The organism is Vibrio sp. Vb0598 (assembly GCF_033338935.1).
GTDB lineage: Bacteria > Pseudomonadota > Gammaproteobacteria > Enterobacterales > Vibrionaceae > Vibrio > Vibrio alginolyticus.
The window spans coordinates 1-1141 of record NZ_JAWOTP010000225.1 but is presented as its reverse complement, the minus strand read 5'-3'; the positions used below and the strand labels follow the sequence as shown (position 1 = coordinate 1141).

At 44.7% G+C, this 1141-nt stretch carries 1 protein-coding gene; it reads right to left on the bottom strand.

What is annotated here, in order from left to right; translation table 11 throughout:
- The coding region (locus R7Q38_RS24265; protein WP_318114630.1) for an ABC transporter substrate-binding protein at positions 1–843 on the bottom strand (843 nt) is incomplete at its 3' end.
- Between the last annotated feature and the right edge of the window lie 298 nt (positions 844–1141).

Genomic DNA, 1141 nt, shown 5'->3' with positions numbered 1-1141 from the left:
CTGCTCTTGTACTTCTTTCGAAAGTAAATGAGCAATAAAGGACTCAGCCAACTTATCACTCTTACCCCGATTGATTTGTGCAATATAGGTAGGCATCAGCGTAAAGTCTTGGTCATAAGCAAAGCCAACGTAGTCGAACTTGCGTTGCGCAATCAGTGCGTAGCTGTCGATCGTCGGCCCAATACCAAACTTACCTTTGGCGATGTAATCCGCCACTCCAAAGCTGCGAGAAGAGATCGTCGCGAGGTTCGCTCCCACATTGAGTAAAATCCGCCAGCCCTCTTGCCAACCATATTGACTAAGCACACTCTCGACCATCAATTGCGTGGTTCCGGAGCGGCTTGGCGTGCTCATGGTGACGTGACCAAAGTACAGCGGATTAGTCAGATCTTGAAAACGCTTCGGTTCTGGTAAATGGTTCGCGGCCAAATAATCTTTGTTCCAAACAATCCCGGCGCCTGAGTATCCAAACGCCACGACTTGATCGTTATTAGGTAATAGATAAGGCGACAACCATTTCGGCACTTGCACACGCGACGACATATCAGCCAAACGATGTTCATTAGACAGCTCTTGCATCAGAAACGGCGACGAGCTCAACACCAAGTCGATATCCTTCATGTAGCTTTTGCTGAGCAATTGCAGGCTTGATTGAGTGCGTCGGTGAACCACTCGGACTTCAGCATCAGGATAGTGCTGCGTAAAGTCATCCACCAAAGCAGTGATTGGTGCTTGAGAGAAGGTCGTGAGTATCACCAACTCTTTTTCTGCTGCCATTGTGAGTGGTGCATAAAGCGCCGCACCAAGAAGTAAACGACGCCAAAATTGCTTGAAATCAGCCATCAAATTAACCAAAAACCTTAAATAGTGTGCGGTAACTCAAATCTATGAAAGATTGTCAAAAAATCTTACAGAGTATGTTTGAGTCACTATTGACGCACTTCAACCAGAACTAAGCATATTCTATCAGTAACAAGTGTCAGCCTAACGTTCTAAATTCCCGTTTTTGACTCAACCTAAATATCAATATGGGTCAATTCTGTCTCAAATTCATGCCTTTGTACTGTGCAATCTGTCACTTCAAGATAGCCCTGCAACAAAACATTTGTGATTAAAACTTGGAGTGCAAGATGTTTAATTT